This is a genomic window from Shewanella sp. Isolate13, from assembly GCF_022398325.1.
In the GTDB taxonomy this organism is placed as follows: domain Bacteria; phylum Pseudomonadota; class Gammaproteobacteria; order Enterobacterales; family Shewanellaceae; genus Shewanella.
This window is the reverse complement of the sequence record NZ_JAKEVD010000003.1, coordinates 21,965-35,802: the sequence shown is the minus strand read 5'-3', so window position 1 is coordinate 35,802 and position 13,838 is coordinate 21,965. Positions and strand designations below refer to the sequence as shown.

Annotated in this window: 11 protein-coding genes; 5 read left to right on the top strand and 6 right to left on the bottom strand. The window is 44.1% G+C overall.

Features of this window, described 5'->3' with window-relative positions:
• The first annotated feature begins 120 nt into the window (after window positions 1-120).
• A complete protein-coding gene (locus L1D44_RS02570) occupies window positions 121-345 on the top strand; it encodes a hypothetical protein (RefSeq protein WP_239888706.1) in 225 nt (74 codons plus the stop codon).
• A 130-nt stretch (window positions 346-475) separates the two neighbouring features.
• On the opposite strand, the gene L1D44_RS02565 is transcribed toward L1D44_RS02570, so the two are convergent.
• From L1D44_RS02565 to L1D44_RS02545, 5 genes are all read right to left on the bottom strand, one after another.
• Complete coding sequence (locus L1D44_RS02565; RefSeq protein WP_239888705.1) at window positions 476-862, bottom strand: DUF3192 domain-containing protein; 387 nt, start codon at window positions 860-862, stop codon at window positions 476-478.
• A 105-nt stretch (window positions 863-967) separates the two neighbouring features.
• A complete protein-coding gene (xni, locus tag L1D44_RS02560) occupies window positions 968-1,738 on the bottom strand; it encodes a flap endonuclease Xni (protein WP_239888704.1) in 771 nt (256 codons plus the stop codon).
• A gap of 167 nt (window positions 1,739-1,905) precedes the next feature.
• On the bottom strand, window positions 1,906-3,258 hold the full coding sequence (gene ppnN, locus L1D44_RS02555) for a nucleotide 5'-monophosphate nucleosidase PpnN (protein WP_239888703.1): 1,353 nt from the start codon (window positions 3,256-3,258) through the stop codon (window positions 1,906-1,908).
• Window positions 3,259-3,335: 77 nt separating this feature from the next.
• The gene (locus L1D44_RS02550) at window positions 3,336-4,892 is read right to left on the bottom strand and encodes a diguanylate cyclase (RefSeq protein WP_239888702.1); all 1,557 of its coding nucleotides are present in this window, start codon (window positions 4,890-4,892) and stop codon (window positions 3,336-3,338) included.
• A gap of 118 nt (window positions 4,893-5,010) precedes the next feature.
• Complete coding sequence (locus L1D44_RS02545) at window positions 5,011-7,188, bottom strand: tetratricopeptide repeat protein (RefSeq protein WP_239888701.1); 2,178 nt, start codon at window positions 7,186-7,188, stop codon at window positions 5,011-5,013.
• A 129-nt stretch (window positions 7,189-7,317) separates the two neighbouring features.
• On the opposite strand from L1D44_RS02545, the gene L1D44_RS02540 reads away from it, so the two are divergent.
• On the top strand, window positions 7,318-9,123 hold the full coding sequence (locus L1D44_RS02540) for a PDZ domain-containing protein (protein WP_239888700.1): 1,806 nt from the start codon (window positions 7,318-7,320) through the stop codon (window positions 9,121-9,123).
• Window positions 9,124-9,202: 79 nt separating this feature from the next.
• Here L1D44_RS02540 and rdgC read toward each other — a convergent pair whose 3' ends face one another.
• Window positions 9,203-10,114 (bottom strand): recombination-associated protein RdgC, encoded by a 912-nt coding sequence (gene rdgC, locus L1D44_RS02535; RefSeq protein WP_220768532.1) that lies wholly within the window; start codon window positions 10,112-10,114, stop codon window positions 9,203-9,205.
• A gap of 289 nt (window positions 10,115-10,403) precedes the next feature.
• On the opposite strand from rdgC, the gene L1D44_RS02530 reads away from it, so the two are divergent.
• The 3 genes from L1D44_RS02530 (at window position 10,404) to phoR (ending at window position 13,653) form a co-directional block, all read left to right on the top strand.
• Window positions 10,404-11,354: a porin gene (locus L1D44_RS02530; protein WP_239888699.1), complete on the top strand. Its 951-nt coding sequence runs from the start codon at window positions 10,404-10,406 to the stop codon at window positions 11,352-11,354.
• A gap of 229 nt (window positions 11,355-11,583) precedes the next feature.
• Window positions 11,584-12,273, top strand: coding sequence for a phosphate regulon transcriptional regulator PhoB (gene phoB / locus L1D44_RS02525; RefSeq protein WP_239888698.1), 690 nt, complete (start codon window positions 11,584-11,586; stop codon window positions 12,271-12,273).
• Between the two features lie 69 nt (window positions 12,274-12,342).
• Window positions 12,343-13,653: a phosphate regulon sensor histidine kinase PhoR gene (gene phoR / locus L1D44_RS02520; RefSeq protein WP_239888697.1), complete on the top strand. Its 1,311-nt coding sequence runs from the start codon at window positions 12,343-12,345 to the stop codon at window positions 13,651-13,653.
• Window positions 13,654-13,838 lie beyond the last annotated feature (185 nt).

Here is a 13,838-nt window from a genome sequence, read left to right as displayed (position 1 = left end):
AATTGGCGTGTCTCGAGATAGGCCGACAGGTGCCGCTTTATGTCGTCTGACGGCCCTACTACAGAGAGCTCAATTGATAATATAGCGCATTCGTTTTTGATTCATACACAAGGAAGGTAAATGAATAAATTCAAGATGATAACCTTAGTTAGTGTGATGCTGCTAGGCTTACCCGCAACTGCCATTGCAAAAGCTCCGCTTGAAGGTGAGCCTGATTGGGAAGCGAGAAAAAGAGGGGGGGATAAAGGCGAGGTGCAACAAACTGAGGAGCAGCGTTTGTTAGCCGAGCTAGCTAAGCGAGAGCAGGCCGAAAAAGAGCTTCAAAAGCAGCTACAGGATAACTAATTGAGCTAAAATAAAAAGCTCAAAGAGCGAAAGTTATCCATTCTTAATTGCAAAAGCAGCACCGAGGTGCTGCTTTTTGTTTTCTACTACATCAGGCTTGCTTGGGTTGTTGCTAAATCTTGATGCTAACTTAGCTATCGATCTGGCTGGCTAGATACTGATTATACGTATCTTCCCCCCAAGCGATGAGTACTCCTTGCTTAAACAGTAGTGGAGTGCACTCCTCCTTAGAGGTTTCACCATCTGAAGTGACATGGTGGGTTCGGTAGAAGAGTACTTGTAAGTGTTGTTCGTTTGAGATTTTTGCTTCTGTAAAATCGGCTTTGCCAAAAAGGGATTTTATCTCGGCGATGCTTTGGCCTATGCTGATTTCGGCCATCATAGCTTTGTTATAGGCTTGCCTATCTTCCCATCTCATCTCATCGGGGCTGGGATCGTAAGTGAGCATAATCACGGCGACAAAAGCAACGTAAGTGACGAAAATACTGATGATAATGACGGGAAGTTTAGATTTCATCCTAGCAACGAATCCTTCATGCGGCTCTTTCAATAAGCCTAAGATACTATGTGATCGCATTAGGGTAAACGCTAGGATGACAACTTTATGTTAACAAATGTAAGTTTAAGCGGGATCCGGCTTTTCAATTCTAAATTGTTTCAGGTTTACGCTTAAAGGCATATCGGTTCTGAGTTGCACCAATTTATAACTGAGGCGCGCCATCTGTTTCCCCTCTTGAAGTTTTTTGGCTTGTTTAGAGCCTACCTTGTCGATGGAGTTATAGATGTTTGCTAGTGAGCGATAAATTCTGAGTAACTCTACTGCAGATTTAGGGCCGATACCGGGGACTCCTGGGATTTTATTACCGCTATCACCTGCTAATGCTAAGTAGTCAATTAACTGAGAATGTTCAACCCCTAGTTTTTGTTCCATATCTTCAACAGTTAGATAGGTCTGATTAAAGTGATCCCATTGCTTTATATGCGGATGATTTAATTGGCTAAATCCTTTGTCTGTAGAGACGATAATCGCTTCGCCATCTGTGTTGGCAAGTTTAGTGGCTAAGGTCGCTATCACATCGTCGGCTTCAGATTCTGCATCGATAGAGTGAATTTGGTGCTCTGCTAAATAAGTTTTGATGTCATTAAGGCCATCGGCTAATGCTTGAGGCATAGGCTTACGGCCTTTTTTGTAATCTTCATAGAGGGCTTTACGCCACGAGATTGCATCGCCGTCCCAGACGATAGTTACATGTGTCGGTGCATGGAACTTAAGCAACTTGCGGCAGGCGCCATTAACACGCTCTTTCAGCCCTGAGACATCAGACTCGTTGGGTTGTGCGGCGTGGATCCGCCGCACCAAGTTCATACCATCGATAATAAGCAGTTTATTCAACTTTTTCTCTCTGTACTTTATGACTTTGTAGCTGGGAATACATTCACTTATCTGTAACTTCAGATTAGTTTTACTGTGCGGCGTGGATCCGCCGCACTAAGTTCATAGCATAGATAATAAGCAGTTTATTCAACTTTCTCTCTGTATTCTCTGTACGCTATGACTTTCTATTTTATGACTTTGTAGCAGGGAATGTATTCACTTCCCGGCAATTTCATTCGCTGTTGGGAAACAAATGCACCTAATAGGTCGTCCATCAGCGTCATAAGCTCGGGATCGCCTTTAAGCTCAAACGGTCCATTGAGCTCAATTGCTTTAATGGTATCCATCTTGACATTACCAGCGACGATACCTGAAAACGCTTTACGCAAGTTTGCCGCGAGCTCAGCCTTATTAGCTTGAGAGTATAGGTCTAAGTTACTCATCACCTCGTGAGTAGGCTCAAAAGGGAGCTGGAACTCAGGCTCAATTTTTAACGACCACTGGTATTGGTAAGAGTCGCCATTCTCCCTGCGGAAGGTTTTGATCTCCTCCATAGCCTGTTTCTGTATTCGAGCGACCTTCACTGGATCGTCGATCACGATTTGATACTTGCTCTGTGCTTCCTCACCAAGAGTTGCGCCAATAAATTCATCGATGCGCAAGAAATACTCTTCACTCTCTTTCGGCCCCGTAAGTATTAATGGGAAAGGGATATTGCGGTTATCTTTATTGAGTAGAATGCCCAGTAGATAAAGTAGCTCTTCGGCGGTGCCCGCACCGCCTGGGAAGATAACAATGCCGTGCCCTAATCTTACAAAGGCCTCCAAGCGCTTTTCAATATCGGGCAGAATAACCAACTCGTTGACAATTTGATTCGGTGGCTCAGCGGCAATAATACTTGGTTCAGTTAGACCTATGTAGCGGGCGTGATTCACCCGTTGCTTTGCGTGACCAATGGCGGCACCTTTCATCGGCCCTTCCATCGCACCGGGTCCACAACCTGTACAGATATCGAGTGCGCGTAGCCCTAATTCGTAACCCACTTCACGGGTATATTGGTACTCTACGGGGTTGATACTGTGTCCGCCCCAGCAAACGACGATATTGGGATCGAGCATTGGCATTGAGCGCGCGTTGCGTAAGATATCGAATACGACGTTAGTGATGTGACTCGCATTCGTGAGGTTGATATGCTTAAGGTTGTCGTACTTATCGTTGATGTAGACGATATCCCTTAATACCGCAAAGAGGTGCTCTTGGATCCCGGCGATGATTTCACCGTCGACGAAAGCTTCTTCTGGTGGGTTGGTCAACTCGATTTTAATGCCGCGCTCACGGCGTAAGACATTGACATTAAAGTCACTAAACTGAGTGAAAAGCCCCTCTGCATTATCGCTTTTAAGGCCAGATGCGAGTACGGCAAGTGAGCAGTTGCGGTAGAGCTGGTAAAGCTCACTTTTGGCATTCTGTTTTAATCTATCAACTTCCAGTTGTGAAAGTTGATCTAGGCTTCCTCTAGGACTTATTTTTACTATCATAGCAACTCCTTAAGCAGTGATGAGTAAGCTATCCCAAAAAAGAGAGGTGTAACGGGTGTTAACACAAGGGGAGAAGCTTAGAAGTCTATGATGACTCTATCTCTGCTTTCGTTTTTGGCTTTATATAGTGCAGCGTCGGCTCGATCGAAAGTTTCTGTGATGAGCTCATTTTCAATTATTTGCGCAGCACCTATAGACACTGTAACTGTAATTCGCTGATCTTTAAACTTAAAAGGTATACTTTTTACCTTTTCTCTCACACGGTTAAGCAGAGGAAGGATATCGCTCTCGGCAATATCTGGTAGCAATAGAACGAACTCTTCGCCGCCGTAACGGGCGACAAACTCCGATTCGCGTAATGAATTTTTTAGAGCCATAGCAATGACTTGCAGTGTTTTGTCACCGGTGCTGTGACCGAAGCTATCATTAATAGTTTTGAAGTGATCGATATCGGCAACGGCGACCCATAATGGCTGCTTAGTACGCTTGTGGTTACGATACTCAATATCCATTCGCTCTTCTAATGCACTGCGATTTGGCAGTTGAGTGAGTGAGTCGAGTAGATTGAGCTTTTGCTGCTCAAATAGGCGCTCCTTGTAGGACTCTGTTTCTTTTGCAAGCTCTTTAAGCTCTCGACGCAGAGTCTCTACAGACTTCTTTAGCTGAGTCTGTTCTCTATTTTCTAGTAGCTCTTTACGACTAAGAGATTTACGTAATGAGGCTAGGTGTGTCGTGATCTGGTTTTTTAGCTCGTTGATATCATCAACTTCTATCACGGTTTCTCCGACGTTATCGACTTGGTAGTTGATATCGCGGTTTAGTTGTTTAGCAACCTGATAGTTTTTGATTGAGTGGCTATATGAATCTGCTACGACCTCTTGTACGTTACTCAAGGCATTATTGAGTACGTATAAAAACTCTTGCGATGCCGTTTTCTCTCGGGCGATATTATCTAGCAGTAAACTTAGTACGACCTGATAGGCGTTGAGTAGAGTGTTAAGTTCAAACTCTTGGGTGAGTTGCTGTTTGATTTCGGAAACCTGAGCTCGCTGCTCCTTTCTAAATTCAATCTCAGACAGTAACTGTGCTAATTCATGAGCCGCCTGACGGTGGCGAGGCAATACCTCAAACTGATCACCTAAATTCAGTTTTTCTTGTAAGATAGCATCATAGAAGTGGATGATCTTCTCTACTTTAGGGATGTAATCCCAGTAGCTATGAAACGGCTTAAGCAGGTCTTTTTTGAAGTAAGAGATCTCAAGTTTTAACTTGCTAGGTAGAGACTCAACCCTTTGAATCTGACCGACTATATTCGACAGTGATTTGCGGCAATCTTCAAGTTGTAACATGACATGGGCATATTGCTGCTTTAATGTCACTTCGGCTTCATAGAGGGTCGGCAATGCTTCTTCAACTTGGCTAAAATTTGCTAATTTATGGCGTAACTTTGCCAGTTTATTATCAAGCTCTAGATTTTGTCCTTTACAGGCAAGACTTAATTGGGCAATAAATTGCATTAGGATGCGCAGCTTTGCATTTTGCTCTTCGTTCATCTCTTCTAAAGCCTGCTTTGCAGAGTAAAGCTTTTGCTGCAGTACATTGACTTGAGACGTACCTATGGCGGCATCCTTCATATTTATTATTTTTCCTATCAATTACCTAGTATCGAGAGCGGGATTCTTTTCAGAGCTTATCTTACCAGTTGTCCTAAAAAAGAGATATTAACATCGTTATCCTCTTATCTTCAAAGAGTTATATGGCTAATTTATCTTCATTAATGTCTATATTTTGATGGTTCTTCCATCTCGGCCAGATAATATCTTCCTTATTGCCATTAGTGTCGACTTTAATGATCCCACGTACGATACTTTTCTCGATATTAAGGTAGAGAGGATCGTTAAATATACCGGCCGATGCAAAATTAAGCATCTTCATGGTTGCAAAGTAATCTTTATCGCTGCCGAGCGTTCTGGCGGCATGGAGCATCATCTGTAGGCTACCAAAGTGCTGTGCCGCAGTGAGTTTTATGGCTGGGTCTGCCAGTAATGGTAGCTGCAATATCCCCATATGAAGGCTTGTTTGCCCATCGTGGTTCGAGATGATATCTCTCAGGAGACTGAGCAAGTGATTAGGTTCTATCGACTCGTTGAAGCAGAGTAAAAACACTCCTGGACGAATAACATAGGTGTGACAGTTTAAGCTGTTTTTAATGGCTAATACCTGTCGCTTATTCATCTTGGCATTACACTCATAACCTTGAGAAAGATCGGCGTCGAGTTGATCAGACAGGGAGATAAGCGCCATGGTTTTTATTGGGTGACTGTTTGAGTTTATATAGTCTCGTTTAAAAGCTAAGTAACCATGAAGTCGAGTAAAAGGTTCCAATAGTTGAGTCTGTTGTAGTGTTTTAGTTTCGCAGCTGAGCTTGTTTTTAAGTCGCCATAATTTGAGTAATATTAGCAAGGTTAGGCAAAGCACAAATACACAAAGTATGGTTACTAATCGAGTGTTATTAAGCTGTTCGGTCTTAGCTAGTAACTGGTTTTGAGCTTGGCTTAGGCTAAGCTCGAGCTTTTGTGCGGCAATAATTGACTTTTGCTCATCAAATCCAGATGGTTGTGGTTGAGTCAATTCGTTTAGGGTGTTTAACTTTCTAACGCTGTTAAAGGCTTCTTCATATAAGCCAAGCGCTTCTAAGGCGTCAGTTTGTCTCGATAAGGCTTCTTTTAACTCTGTGTTCAGTTGTTTAGACTCGGCAATGGCTATCGCCTTAGAGGCATAATCTAGTGACATCTTCCAATTAGCGTCATTGGCTGCGACCTCAGAGATAAGTAGGTCGTTATATACGAGGTAGTGATTACTCTTCTTCGAGGTGAAGATCTCGTTTGCTCGCTTAAGGTTTTCAAGTGAGGTTCGGGTATCGCCTATTTTATAATAGGCTTCACCTAGGTTATGCAGATTGAGTCCTAGGCCGATGTAGTTCCCGAGTTTCGACTCGATATGTTGAGCATTGAGGTGGTAATCAATTGCCTGATACCACTGCCCTTGATTGGCATAAATCATGGCGATAACCGTCATCGATGAAGAGACGTAGTTTTCGTTACCGAGTAGGCTAAATGCTTCTGCCGCATTATTAGCGGCGCTAAGAGCTTCATCCCAAGATTCTAAATCACGATAGATCCTCGCTAGTTGCAGCTCGATATGAGCATTTTGAGACGAATTATTACCATCTTGGGAGTATTTGGTGGCTTCGGTGTAATGAGCCAAAGATTTTCCAAGCTGGTTCTGCTTATAAAAATACTTACCTAATACGGATTCTGCGTGCGCAATCAGGTAGTTATTCTCAAGCTGCTTAGATAACCGAGATAGCTCTTTTAGGTGTAATAGTGCCGTCGACTCTTCGCGCAGAATCATATGCATCACCCCAAGGTGTTCTTGTAAGGTGTAACGCAGGACTAAACTGGTCTCATCTGTAGAGTGCTCCATGAGCGCGACAGCTTGTTGATACAAAGAGATTGCGGTTGTGTAATCTTGTTGGCTCCTTCCGGCGAACCGTCCTTTTAGCATTAATACATAGCTGCTATCGAAGGTGCTATTGCTCAGTAGTTCAAGTTGCTCGGTGAGCCTTTTGGCGATCGCATAGCGGTCTTTGTCTTTGTTATAAAGCTCCATCTTCAAACGAGTGAATAGCTGAATGTCACGCTTTAACTCTGCCTTTGAGAGACGATGGTCATCGGCAAAGCGGCTAAACTCTGCTGCTGAGGTAAAGTTTGGTAGGGTCGGCAGTGTTTTTGATAGAGATTGTTCGAGTGTTTTGGGAGCTTCTCGTATTTGGAGTTCTGTAAGCAGTTCGTCTCTTACACTGGAATAAGCTTGAGCGCTGAAAAACGATAACAGTAAGATTGAGAGTAGGGGGATGAAAGTACGCATTAAAATGCCATTCCTTATGCTTAATCGTTAAATTAAGTGCCTATTTTTTGTAATTCTATTGGCTTAACTAAGTCTAATGTTATATTTTTCTGACTCAGCAAAAAACAATAATAACAGAAGGACGCAAGAGTGAAACCTGTAGTTCCCCTTATCTTAACTTTTAGTAGCTTAGCCTGTGCTAACGCCGTTGCCGATGTCGATTACAAGATCGATTTAACCAGTCCCGAACATCATTTAGCAAAAGTTGAGGTTAATTTTCCCGTAACGGACTCAAACTCTCTGGTGGTGAACCTACCTGTATGGCGTACAGGTAAGTATCAAGTCTTGCCCTTAGCCGATGCGGTGAGAAAATTTACGGCGACCGATAACAACGGAGCGCTATTACCTTGGACACGGACAGCGAGTGGAGAATGGACTGTCACCTTGTCGGAGCCTACAAGCGTCACCGTGAACTATCAGTTATATGCCAATAAGTTGGGGCAAAGAGTTAACCATATCGATGCCTCCCATGCGTTTTTAGATGCTAGTGGCACTTTTGTGTATAGCCCAGATTTTAGAGATGAACCTGTCAGGGTGTCTCTCAAGGTGCCTAATAGCTGGAACAGCTACTCGGGCATGGATAGAGGGGAAAACGCCCACTCATTTACCGCTGACAATTACGATATCTTAGTCGATTCACCGATTGAAACGGGGATCAGCGAACATCGTGAATTTAGCGCCGATGGTAGACAATATGAGTTAGTGGTTTGGGGAGAGGGTAACTACGATATCGACAAGATGGTCACCGACCTGACTAAGCTCAGCGGTCAAGCCGACGTGATTTGGGACGATTATCCATTTGAGCGTTATGTCTATATGGTTCATGCCACGAGTGGTGCGCGAGGCGCAACAGAGCACCTGAACTCTACTATTATTCAGCGTCCACGTTTTAGTTATAGAGAGCGTAAAGATTACCTAGGCTTTATTAAAACCGCCTCTCATGAGTTCATCCATACCTGGAACGTTAAGGCCTATCGACCCGATGGTTTAGTGCCTTACAACTATCAAGATGAAGAGATAACCGAACTACTTTGGATTGCTGAAGGCTCTACCAGTTATTTCCAAAGCCAGTTGCTGTTACGTGCAGGGGTGATGACACCAAAGGAGTTTTTGGAAGACTTGGCAAAGCGAGTGGCGCAAAGTGAACAGACTCCGGGTAGAGAAGTGCAGTCCATTGCCGAGGCAAGTGCCAACCAGTGGGCTAGCAGTGGCGGAGATTATGCGGTCAATCACAGCACTAATATCTATTCAGAAGGCTATCTAACCTCTTTGGCATTAGATTTTTCACTGCTTGAAGAGACTAAGCTTAAGCGTTCATATCGTGATGTGCACCGTAAACTCTATAACGACTATCGTATTCCAATGGGCTACACCATTGCCGATGTGAAAGGGATCTTAGATGAGGTCTCAGGAACGAGTTACGAGGCCTGGTGGCAGCAATATGTTAACTCGCCCGTTAGCCTAGATTTTAACACGCTTTTAGCACAAGCAGGCCTGAAAACCACCTATGGTAAAGACGCCAAGATAGAGCCATTCACTGGTGTCACTTTAAAATCCGGTTCATTAGTGTTGTCGCAGGTACTGCGCAATGGACCGGCTTGGAATGCTGGAATTGTCAATGGTGATGAAATCGTTGCGATTAATGGCCTTAAGGTCACGGCGAGTGGCTTTACGTCACGCATTAAAGACTTTAAGGCGGGTGACACCATTAAAGTGACGCTGTTTAGTAACGATAGATTGAAAGAGCTGACGCTTAAGCTGGGAGAGAAGCAAAGTGGCAAGTTGGCAATCACTAGTGTCGACAAGCCAAGCCGTGCACAAAAGGCCTTTTTTAAGGCGTGGCTAGGTGTTGACTGGCCATTCGATAAGCAGGGCAATTTTAAGTCGGCTCAATAGCCAGGCTGACTTTGTTATCAATAGCTTTGTTATAAAAAAGGCGCCATTAGGCGCCTTTTGTGTATCAATCGTAATTGAATTAGATGCTGTCTTCTAGGCCGCCAAGAGCCTCGACGACGGCATTGATAAGTGCGATAAGTTCGCTGCTCATCAAGGCAAAGTCGGCATCGAGCTTAGCCATTGGGTCATCATTGCCTAAGTCATCGTTACCGGCTCTAAATTCTTCAGAGAACTTAAGGCGCTTAATCGCGGCATCTGATTGCAGCAAGAATGCAATCGACTGACCGAAATGCAGCGCAAGCTTATGAACCTGTTTACCCACTTCGATATGCGCTAATACTTCATCTTCACTCAAGTCTTGCTGCTTAAAGCGGACTATGCCACCTTCATCAGAATCACTTTTGAGTTCGGCCTCATCTTGCATCTCAAACGCCGCTGGTGTTTTCCCCTCTTTTAACCACTCAGTCAGCTGAGTTTCGATTGGGGTTTTAAAGCTCATCGGAATGATAGGTAGGGTGCCAATCGCTTTACGCAGCAGTGCCATTAGCTCTTCAGATTTTGCCGCACTAGAGCTGTCGACAAGTACCATCTGGATCTCAGGCAAGATCAATGCACGGATTTGGCTGCGACGAGAGAAAGCACGTGGCAATAAGGTCGTGGTGATCTCATCCTTCAGTGCGTCTTTTTCTTTCTTGGCAAGCTTACGGTTTTCTTCAGCCTCAATTTGGCTGACTTTCTCTTCAAGTGCTTCTTTGATCACCTGAGACGGTAAAATCTTTTCTTCTTTAGTCGCGCAGATAAGGTGTCTGTCACCGGCTGTATGGATCAGGGTTTCGCCATGCTTGCCCATTGCCTTAGAGAATCCAAATTTGCTGATGTCTTGGCTTGAGCAAGGAGAGAAGGTGAAGTCTTCCAGTGATTTTTCTAGTGAATCAGGGTCAACAGAGAAAGGCTTGTTAAAGCGGTATACAGTTAGATTTTTAAACCACATAGATAAGTGCTCAATCAAAATTAAAGCCGCAGTGTAAGCCATTGTCCGGTTCGGGTAAACCGCCTCATTGTCATCTTGAATCATCGCTATGTGACATTTCATTAAAGTGTCACATTTCTTACACTTTCGCTAAAAGCCAGGCTAGCTCTGGGCTAGCGAATATCTGTTACCCAATATTGAATTTATTTACCGTTATTCACCTTTTACTGAAATAAAAGTGCAACAAATCATCTTCATTATGGCGCTCGTCCAAACCAATAACCAAGACGAATAACGTCAAAAGGATTAAATGATGAACGTTTTTTGTAAAACTATACTGGCTTCTGCTCTTGCGACTGCAACCCTGTCTTCTGCTTACGCGGCTGACCCATTAACGGTTTACGGCAAGTTAAATGTAACGGCTCAGTCAAATGATGTGAACGATGAGTCAACCACAACGATTCAATCTAATGCTTCTCGTTTTGGTGTTAAAGGTGCTTTCGAATTAAGCAACTCACTCGAAGCGTTTTACACGGTTGAATATGAAGTGGATACTGGTGATAGTGACAAGGAAAACTTTAAAGCACGTAACCAGTTCGTGGGTTTAAAAGGTAGCTTTGGTGCCTTTTCAGTTGGTCGTAATGACACCATGCTTAAAATCTCTCAAGGTAAAGTCGATCAGTTCAACGACCTATCTGGTGACTTGAAGAACTTGTTCAAGGGTGAAAACCGTATCGAACAAACCGCCACTTATGTTACTCCATCTTTCAGTGGCTTTAAGGTTGGTGTGACCTATGCGGCCGAAGGCGCGAGTTCACAGTACACACAAGATGGCTTCAGCGTTGCTGCTATGTATGGCGATGCAAAACTTAAAAAATCACCAATCTATGCATCGGTCGCCTATGATTCAGATGTGAAAGGCTACGAAGTGGTTCGTGCAACCGTACAGGGTAAAATTGCTGGTCTTAAGTTAGGCGGCATGTATCAACAGCAGGAAGAGACCTATAAGAAAGACGGTTCGCCAACTGTTGGCGCTGAAAGTAAGACGGGTTACCTACTGAGCGCGGCATATCAAATTGATGCAGTTGTATTAAAAGCCCAGTTCCAAGATATGGAAGACAAGGGGGATTCATGGTCTGTTGGTGGCGATTACAAACTGGGTAAGCCAACTAAGCTGTTCGCTTTCTATACTAATCGCTCATTCGAAAATATCGACAATGATGATAGCTACTTCGGTGTGGGTTTAGAACATAAGTTCTAACCTCAGCACTTTTAATTAAAAGGGGCTCTGGCCCCTTTTTTTGTGGCTACTTGCATGATGTAAATATTGCCAGCTTAACCGTTTTTTAATGACTAAGGTCGATAAGCGAAAGAGAATATTTATGACAAAAATGTACCCGAATATGGCAAAATATCTTGGTGTTTAATATTAATGTCATAAAAGTGACCAATAATAGCCAACGTAGACATTCACTGATAGAAGATCGATTATGACTGCAAGGATTTTGATAGTTGAAGACGAGTTAGCCATCCGCGAGATGTTAACTTTTGTTTTAGAACAACACGGCTACACCACTGCTGCAGCAGAGGATTATGACTCAGCATTAGAAATGTTAACGGAGCCATACCCAGATCTCGTGTTACTCGATTGGATGTTTCCTGGCGGCAGTGGCATTCAGTTAGCCAAGCGTTTACGCCAAGATGAGTTTACTCGTCATATTCCTATCATAATGTTGACCGCACGCGGTGAAGAGGAAGATAAAGTCAGAGGGCTAGAGGTTGGCGCAGATGACTTTATTACTAAACCGTTTTCCCCTAAAGAGTTGGTCGCTCGGATTAAGGCGGTTATGCGCCGTAGCGCACCGACATGCTTAGAAGAGATCATCGATGTGCAGGGATTACAACTCGACCCTGTGAGCCACCGCGTGTCTGTTGGGGAGCAGGTACTCGATATGGGGCCAACAGAGTTTCGACTATTGCATTTTTTCATGACACACCAAGAGCGTGTTTATAGCCGAGAGCAGCTTCTCGATAATGTTTGGGGAACCAACGTCTATGTCGAAGACCGCACTGTCGATGTGCACATTCGACGCTTACGTAAGGCGGTGACCCCATCGGGTCATGATCGTCTGATCCAAACCGTCCGCGGTGCAGGCTATCGTTTCTCAACCAGACTTTAGCTTAACACTCTTTAGGCACTGGGACGCTTTTAGGGTATCTTGTGCTTAGTTCTCCCTTATGGTCGTTATATGTTTGATTCATATTCAGGGTACCGCTTAGTTTCACGATTGGTGATCTATCTAACCTTATGTTTGATAGTTGGATTGCTATTTGGTGAAGTGCTTTTGTTCCTATTGTTGGGTTCGCTTTGCCTATTGGTTTGGCATTATCGCCAGCTTTCCCGTTTAAATTTTTGGCTATGGCATGATCGTAGCCTGACTCCACCTAACGGTCGTGGTAGTTGGGAGGCTGTGTTTAACGGCATCTATCGCTTGCAGGGCAAGAATCGTAAGCGAGTGTCTCAGTTAGCATTTTTACTGGGGCGCTTTAGGCAGGGAGCCGAAGCGCTTCCCGATGCCGCAGTAGTGCTCGATTCAGATAATAATATTCTATGGTGTAATAAGCTGGCGCAGTTGCTGCTTGGATTTGTATGGCCGCAAGATAACGGTCAGCGAATAGATAACCTCATTCGCCATCCAGATTTTTCGGCTTACTTGAAAAACAAAGACTACCAAGAGCCCCTAGAGTTAGCCTCGCCGCAATCGGATCGGCATATTCTTGAGATCCGTATCATGGCTTATGGCTCTGGTCAGCAATTGCTCATAGCTAGAGACATTACTCGCGTGCGTCAACTAGAGGGGATGCGAAAAGAGTTTGTCGCAAACGTGTCACATGAACTCAAGACGCCATTGACGGTATTACAGGGCTATCTTGAGATGATGCAGTCGATGGCAGAGCCTGACTCCCCTAATGTTCGAGCCATGGAGCAGATGCTGCAACAAACTACGCGCATGCGCTCTATGGTTGAGCAGCTACTAGCGCTTTCAAGAATTGAAGATGCCAGCGATGTGGATCTTGAAGTTAAAGTCAGCATGTCACAGATGATGGATATCTTGCGTGATGAAGCCTTGGCGTTAGCACAAGATCAATATGAATTAAGTTTTTACTGTGAGCCTGGACTGGATCTATATGGTAATGAGTTACTGCTACGCAGTGCCTGCTCAAACCTTATCTCAAATGCGATCCGTTACACCGAGCCCGGCGGTAAGATAGAGATCAGCTGGCGAAAAATTGCCTCTGGCGGCCTATTTAGTGTCAAAGATAACGGTGAGGGGGTTGCCCCGCAGCATATCGGCCGCTTAACGGAGCGTTTCTATCGTGTCGATAGTGCTCGTTCGAGGCAAAGTGGCGGCACAGGTCTAGGGCTGGCGATTGCTAAGCATGCACTGAGTCACCATCAGAGCGAGCTTAATATTATGAGTCAGTTAGGTAAGGGCAGTACTTTTAGCTTTGTCATTCCGGCCAATTTAGTCGAGTTTACCAAGCAAGAGTTGGCTTAAGGTATTACACACATTTCAACTTTTTTGCATAGGGTTGTCATAAAGAACAGGCTTTAGGCCTGTTTTTTTAGTCATAAATAGAGATTCAATGGGTTTGTCATCTAAGTGTCACTTATGAGTAATAGACTTGTCATCAATGGAGTCAATACTGACAGCGTTTTAAATACTAAGATAGATAAACACTG

Bases quoted from the DNA above. Each gene is read 5' to 3' on its own strand.
- ppnN (WP_239888703.1), bottom strand. From the start codon at position 3,258: ATGATAGTAAAAATAAGTCCTAGAGGAAGCCTAGATCAACTTTCACAA.
- L1D44_RS02550 (WP_239888702.1), bottom strand. From the start codon at position 4,892: ATGAAGGATGCCGCCATAGGTACGTCTCAAGTCAATGTACTGCAGCAA.
- L1D44_RS02545 (WP_239888701.1), bottom strand. From the start codon at position 7,188: ATGCGTACTTTCATCCCCCTACTCTCAATCTTACTGTTATCGTTTTTC.
- phoB (WP_239888698.1), top strand. From the start codon at position 11,584: ATGACTGCAAGGATTTTGATAGTTGAAGACGAGTTAGCCATCCGCGAG.
- phoR (WP_239888697.1), top strand. From the start codon at position 12,343: ATGTTTGATTCATATTCAGGGTACCGCTTAGTTTCACGATTGGTGATC.
- rdgC (WP_220768532.1), bottom strand. From the start codon at position 10,114: ATGTGGTTTAAAAATCTAACTGTATACCGCTTTAACAAGCCTTTCTCT.
- L1D44_RS02565 (WP_239888705.1), bottom strand. From the start codon at position 862: ATGAAATCTAAACTTCCCGTCATTATCATCAGTATTTTCGTCACTTAC.
- L1D44_RS02570 (WP_239888706.1), top strand. From the start codon at position 121: ATGAATAAATTCAAGATGATAACCTTAGTTAGTGTGATGCTGCTAGGC.
- L1D44_RS02530 (WP_239888699.1), top strand. From the start codon at position 10,404: ATGATGAACGTTTTTTGTAAAACTATACTGGCTTCTGCTCTTGCGACT.